This is a genomic window from Campylobacter portucalensis, from assembly GCF_009690845.1.
Lineage (GTDB): Bacteria > Campylobacterota > Campylobacteria > Campylobacterales > Campylobacteraceae > Campylobacter_B > Campylobacter_B portucalensis.
Genome location: NZ_VWSJ01000001.1, coordinates 175945 through 182527, shown reverse-complemented (window position 1 = coordinate 182527; position 6583 = coordinate 175945). Strand labels below are relative to the sequence as shown.

At 27.6% G+C, this 6583-nt stretch carries 5 protein-coding genes; 2 read left to right on the top strand and 3 right to left on the bottom strand.

All coding sequences use genetic code 11. From position 1 onward, the window contains the following. Positions 1-1361: 1361 nt before the first annotated feature. The 3 genes from rlmN to hisF are packed head-to-tail and all read right to left on the bottom strand — an operon-like array spanning position 1362 to position 3755. Entirely contained in the window at positions 1362-2429 is a 1068-nt protein-coding gene (gene rlmN, locus F1B92_RS00970) for a 23S rRNA (adenine(2503)-C(2))-methyltransferase RlmN (protein ID WP_154570046.1), read from the bottom strand. Next, entirely contained in the window at positions 2426-2989 is a 564-nt protein-coding gene (locus tag F1B92_RS00965) for a phosphorylase family protein (RefSeq protein WP_154570045.1), read from the bottom strand. Before F1B92_RS00965 ends, rlmN begins: the two co-directional genes overlap by 4 nt. 7 nt (positions 2990-2996) lie before the next feature. After that, a complete protein-coding gene (gene hisF, locus F1B92_RS00960) occupies positions 2997-3755 on the bottom strand; it encodes an imidazole glycerol phosphate synthase subunit HisF (RefSeq protein WP_154570044.1) in 759 nt (252 codons plus the stop codon). A gap of 77 nt (positions 3756-3832) precedes the next feature. Here hisF and rsmA point away from each other — a divergent pair, with 77 nt between their 5' ends. Then, complete coding sequence (gene rsmA / locus F1B92_RS00955; RefSeq protein ID WP_154570043.1) at positions 3833-4636, top strand: 16S rRNA (adenine(1518)-N(6)/adenine(1519)-N(6))-dimethyltransferase RsmA; 804 nt, start codon at positions 3833-3835, stop codon at positions 4634-4636. After that, a complete protein-coding gene (locus tag F1B92_RS00950; protein WP_154570042.1) occupies positions 4620-6581 on the top strand; it encodes a ribonuclease J in 1962 nt (653 codons plus the stop codon). The genes rsmA and F1B92_RS00950 overlap by 17 nt, the downstream gene beginning before the upstream one ends. Positions 6582-6583 lie beyond the last annotated feature (2 nt).

Here is a 6583-nt window from a genome sequence, read left to right as displayed (position 1 = left end):
AGCCGTATTAAACTAATATAAATAAAAAATAACCTAGCAATATCAAATTCATAAATTAAATTTGATAAATAATGGCAACTTTTGGTTAGTGAATTTAAACTAAATCAAACTAGCTTTGAATTATAATTTTATCTATAAAATAAGTGTTGTCACCATAAATTTATAAGAAAAATTTTAGAAGTTATGAAAGCTAATTAAATTAAAACAATCTTTAAATAAATTCAAATTTTAATACCAAAAGAGAGGAAAATTATTTTTATGTAAAAAGATCGTGGTAAAACCGTTAATTTAATGAAATTAATTGTAAGATATTCTTTTTTTTGCTATAAATAAAATGAGTTTGTAAATATATTTAGAGATTACAGGGAGGCGATTAAGAGAAATTTTGTATTTAAAAGTGCTAGTTTTAATGCAAATAATTATATTAAAGAGAAATAGGATTTTTTGTTGAACCAAGATTTAATAAATAAACTAAGATAAATAAGCCGTATTAAACTAATATAAACAAAAATAACCTAATAATCAATTGATGATTTTGGAGTTAAAAGATAGTTTTAATTAATAAGCTTTGCTAAATTAAGTGTTTGAAAATTTAAAAAACACCGATAAATAAACAATCTTATAGCCTAAATTTATCAAGCTTTTAACCTTTTTTGTATCTTATTTAAAAACTAATTGGTTTTAAAATTTAATGATTTTAGAGATGGATTTGATGAATTGGTGGGCTAATGCAAAATATTATAACTTTTAAATTTTAAAAATTAATTTTTATAAACAAATGATTTGACTTGATAGATTTATTTTTATTAAATTTGATTTCAATGACTAAAAAATTGTGAATTTGATAGCAAAATTAAAGACTTAAAATTGTGTAAAATAAAATAAATTCGATATTTTATTTAGTAAAATTTTACCAATGCTTTGATATCTGCATTCGTTTTAAAATAAAGATAAAAAGCTTTTTGACTTTTGATAAACTTTATTTTGCAATAAAACGCCATAACTAATTAATTTCTTGCAAGTTTTTGTGCTTTGCTAAATCTAATATATCCTAAAATGAAAGTATTTTGATTTTTAAACCCTTGTCATAAAATCTTATATTTATTTCTGTAAGTAAAATAATAGAAATAAATTTAATGCCAAATGATATCGGTTTTGTTTTTAAACTGCTTCTAAAATTGATTTAATTAACTCTATCTGGGTATAGTATAAACTTAGAATAAATTTATATTTTAGAAGCGATGTAGGTTTATTATCAAAATTTAAAAACTCAATTATCATTTTTGTCATCCAAAATAATTTTAATTAAAAATCCAACCCCAACCACAACAATGCTAGCTATAAAAAAAATTTCTATTAAATCAAGAGTTGTCATTTTTACTCCTTTCTTTAAGCTGACCGCAAGCCGCACTAATATCAATACCCTTACTCTCTCTAATAGTGCAAGTAACGCTTTTGCTTTGTAAAAAATCTCTAAATTTTTCCATATTTTCAGGCTTAGGGCGTTTATAAATGCTTCCTTCATGCGGATTAAAGTATATCAAATTTACTTTTGCTTTAATGCCATCAAGAAGCTTTACTAGAGTTTTTGCATCTTTTATGCTATCATTTACGCCATCCATCATAAGATATTCAAACATCACTCTTTTTCTCATATCAATAGGAAATTTTCTAACAGCTTCCATTATAGAGGCGATATTATAGGCTTTATTTACAGGCATTAACTCTTGTCTTAATTCATCATTTACAGCATGAAGTGAAATAGCTAATAACACGCCTAAATTTAAGTTACCTAATTTTACTATTTGAGAGCTAAGTCCGCTAGTGCTAACAGTCTGTCTTCTTGGTGAGATGGCAAGACCGTCATTGTCTGTAAAAATTTTAATTGCTTTTGCTAGATTGTTTAAATTATTTAAAGGCTCACCCATCCCCATATATACTATATTTACTCGCCTTTCATATGGAATCTTATTTTCTTTTTTTATAAAATGAACCTGCTCAACTATCTCTCCTGGCGTTAAATTTCTAACAAATCCACCTTTAGCTGTTAGACAAAAACTACAGCCCATTTTGCAGCCAACTTGCGAACTAACACAAATTGTATAGCGAGCGTGTTTTATTAGTTTGCCATTTTCATCAAATTCATCACCTTTCATTGGTAATAAAACGCTTTCTATAGTTTTACCATCTTTTAACATAAAAAGATATTTTTTACTTCCATCTTGACTTACTTCTTCTTTTACCTTTTTTAAAGGATTAAAATAAAAATTCTCTTTCAAATAATCCCTTAAATCCCTTGGCAAATTCCTCATATCATCAAAACTATCAACATTTTTTTTATATATCCACTCATAAATTTGTTTAGCTCTAAAAGCTGGCTTTATGATATCAGATAGCTCTTCTTTCGTAAAATCAAGTAAATTTTTCAAATCAACCCTTTTTCTTTCATATAATTTTCTAATCTTTTTTTTGCAACATAATGATTTTTTAAAAAATCATTATGAGCATTTTCATCACAAAAATTTGTAGCACAGAGCAAAGCATAACATGGAATTTTAAATTTATTTGCCACGCTTAAAATAGAAAAAAATTCCATATTTTCTAGCATCAATCCATAATCTGAGAATTTTAAAGCACTTTTTTTGTCAGTTGTTATAAAATTTGATGAATTTACTACTATATCAGATCTATTTTTTGATAAAGTTTCACGTGGAACATTGCAAATTTTATCCATATTTAAAGGAGTATATGATAGCCCTAAGATTTTTGAAATTTCTAAATTTGAAGCATAAAAACATTCATAAATTTTCAATATTTCACCATCTTTATATATCCCAGCAGTGCCTATAAATATAATTTTTTTAGGCATTTTATCCATTTTTAAAAGCATATGAGTTAAATTTATAGCACTATCAACAAGTCCTATTCCAACTCCTTTTGCAAAATCAAAATTTTCATTACCGCCTGCACAAATTAATAAATTTTCCATAAAAACCTCAAATTCTAACACTAATATTATTATTTAAGAGATATTTTTTTAGCTCGTTTATTCTGATTTCTCCAAAATGAAAAATAGAAGCAGCTAAAGCAGCATCTGCACCAATCTCAAAAACTTCTTTAATATCTTGCATTTTTCCTGCTCCGCCACTTGCAATCACTGGAATTTTTAGAAGATTGCTTATTTTTTTAGTGATATCTATATCATAACCATTTTTAGTACCGTCTGCATCCATAGATGTAAGTAAAATTTCGCCTGCTCCTCTTTCTTGTGCTTCTTTAGCCCAAGAAATCGCATCAATTTTACTATTTTTTTTACCGCCGTTTGTAAAAACTTCGTATTTTTCTTTGTTTCTTTTTACATCAATAGCCACAACAACGCACTGTGATCCAAATTTTAAAGCTATTTGATCTATTAAATTTGGATTATTTACAGCGGATGAATTTATACTTATTTTATCGCAACCAACACTTAAAAGGGCATTTACGTCATCTATGTTTTTTATGCCACCTCCAACCGTTAAGGGGATAAAAAGATTTTTTGCTACACGTTCAATGACTTCTACTATTGTTTTTCTCTTTTCGTCTGTAGCAGTAATATCTAAAAAACATATCTCATCGGCCCCTTCATCATTATATCTTTTTGCTACTTCTAAAGGATCTCCTGCGTCTATTAAATTTACAAAATTTATGCCTTTAACAACCCTTTTATCTTTAACGTCAAGACAAGGAATGATTCTTTTTGTTAAATTTTCCATCGTTCCTCCTTTATGGTATTTTAGCTAATTTTCCTTAAAAATAGAGTTTATTAACTATTTTTGGCTACAATTGTGAGATGATTAAGGCAAAAAAGAAATTTGGACAAAATTTTTTAAAAGATAGTTTTATTTTAGATAAAATCATCCAATCGATTCCCAAAAATTCAGATATAAATTTGGTAGAAATTGGGGCTGGCTTAGGTGATTTAACTAAGAAATTATTAGAAATTTCAAAAGTTAGAAGTTATGAGATTGATGAAGAACTTTTTACAATTTTAAGTAAAAATTTTAAAACAGAGATTACAAATTCTAGATTAAATTTAATTTTAGGCGATGTTTTGGAATTTTGGCAAAAAGATAATCTTTTAGACGAGAGTTATTTTTTGGTTGCAAATTTGCCATATTATGTAGCAACAAATATCATCCTAAAAGCCATTGATGATAAAAATTGCGTTGGTTTTATAGTGATGATACAAAAAGAAGTGGCTTTGAAATTTACACTAAATGATAAAAACTCAAATTCTTTATCTTTAATAGCAAATTTAAATGGAGAGATAAATCTTTTATTTGATGTGCCAAATACATCATTTAAACCTATGCCTAAAGTGATGTCTAGCGTTATTAAATTTGATAAATTTAATAACTTTGGCGATTTAAAAATGCAAGATTATTTTGATTATAAAAATTTTCTTAGAATTTGTTTTTCAAGTCCAAGAAAGACACTATTTTCAAATTTAACTACCAAATTTAAGAAGAATTTTGTAGTTAAAATTTTTGAAGATATAAATTTAGATAAAAAAATCAGACCTCATCAATCAAATAACACCTTATTAATAAAAATTTTTAATTTTTTAAAGGTAGAAAATGGAAGAAAAGAGTGAAAATTTATCAAAAAATTCAGTAAAAAAAGAGTTTTTAAAAAAAGAAAATCGCTATTCAAGACATAGGCAAAATTTAAAAAAACAAGCTCAAATCAATGGACAAAATAGCGTTTCAAAAGATTTAGCAAAAAATGAAAATTCGCAAACTGGCAAAAAGAAGAAAAAATCAAAAACTCCTCGCACACTAAATGGCAATGAACAGTGGCAAAAAGATATGCAAGATATAATCATTGCAAATAAAAAAATGCAAGATTTAAGACTAAATCCTCTTAAATTTAGTAAGCCAAATAGCGATAAAATTCGCATAACTCCTCTAGGTGGGCTTGGAGAAATTGGTGGAAATATGACTGTATTTGAAACGCAAGATAGTGCTATTATAGTTGATATAGGTATGAGTTTTCCAAATGAAACTATGCTTGGCGTAGATATTTTAATACCTGATTTTAGTTACATTAAAAAAATAGAAGATAAAATCAAAGCCATAATTATCACTCATGCTCACGAAGATCACATCGGTGCAATGCCATATTTTTTTAAAGAATTTAACTATCCAATTTATGCAACGCCCTTGGCACTCGGTATGATTTCAAATAAATTTGAAGAGCATGGATTAAAAGATAAAAGAAGTTTTTTTAAGCCTGTAGAAAAAAGAAAAATATATAAAATAGGGGATTTTGAGATAGAATTTATACATATAACTCACTCTATCATCGATGCTTCAGCTCTTGCTATTACAACAAAAACTGGCACAATCATACATACGGGTGATTTTAAAATAGATCATACACCAATAGATGGCTATCCAACAGATTTGGGACGATTGGCTTATTATGGCGAAAAAGGGGTTTTGCTTTTGATGAGTGATAGTACAAATTCTCACAAAGAAGGCTTTACAAAAAGCGAAAGTAGCGTTGGTAAAACCTTTGATAAAATTTTTAGTAATTCAAAAGGGCGTGTGATTATGAGCACATTTAGCTCAAATATTCACCGTGTCTGCCAAGCTATAGAGTATGGTCTTAAATTTGGAAGAAAAGTGTGTGTAATAGGTAGATCTATGGAGAGAAATTTATTTACTGCTATTGAGCTTGGTTATGTTGAGTTAGATAAAAGCATTTTTATAGATGCAAACGAAGTAGTAAAATATTCTGATAATAAAATTTTAATAGTAACAACAGGCTCTCAAGGCGAAACTATGAGTGCGCTTTATAGAATGGCAACAGATGAGCATAAATATATAAAAATCAAACCAACAGATCAAATCATAATCTCAGCTAAAGCAATTCCTGGCAATGAAGGCAGTGTCTCAACTGTGCTAAATTTTTTGTTAAAAAGTGGTGCAAGTGTGGCGTATCAAGATTTTAGTGAAATTCATGTTTCAGGTCATGCAGCACAAGAAGAGCAAAAACTTATGTTTCGTTTAACAAAGCCAAAATTTTTCTTACCTGTTCACGGAGAATTTAATCACATACACAAACACGCTCAAACTGCGATCGAGTGTGGGGTTAATCCAAAAAATATCTATCTAATGAGTGATGGCGATCAAATGGAGGTAAATTTAAACTATTTAAAAAGAGTTAAGACTATAAAAACTGGCAAAATTTTTATAGATAATCAAATCAATAAGCAAATTACCGATGAGATTGTAAAGCATCGTCAAAATTTAGCAGATGCTGGAGTGGTGATGATAATTGCACAAGTTGGAATGAATGATAAGAATTTATTAAAAACAAGGGTTGTTACGTATGGTTTAGTTAGTGATAGAGATCAAAAATCTTTTGCTAAAGATATGGAGAGTGTTTTGATGCAGTTTTTGGTAAATTTAAAAGATGAACTCTTAAAAGATCAAAGAGCTTTAGAGAGTCAAATCAGACAAGCGGTTAGAAAGCATATTTTTAGAAAACTTAAAAAGTATCCAACAATAGTGCCTATAATTTATCTAATGTGATT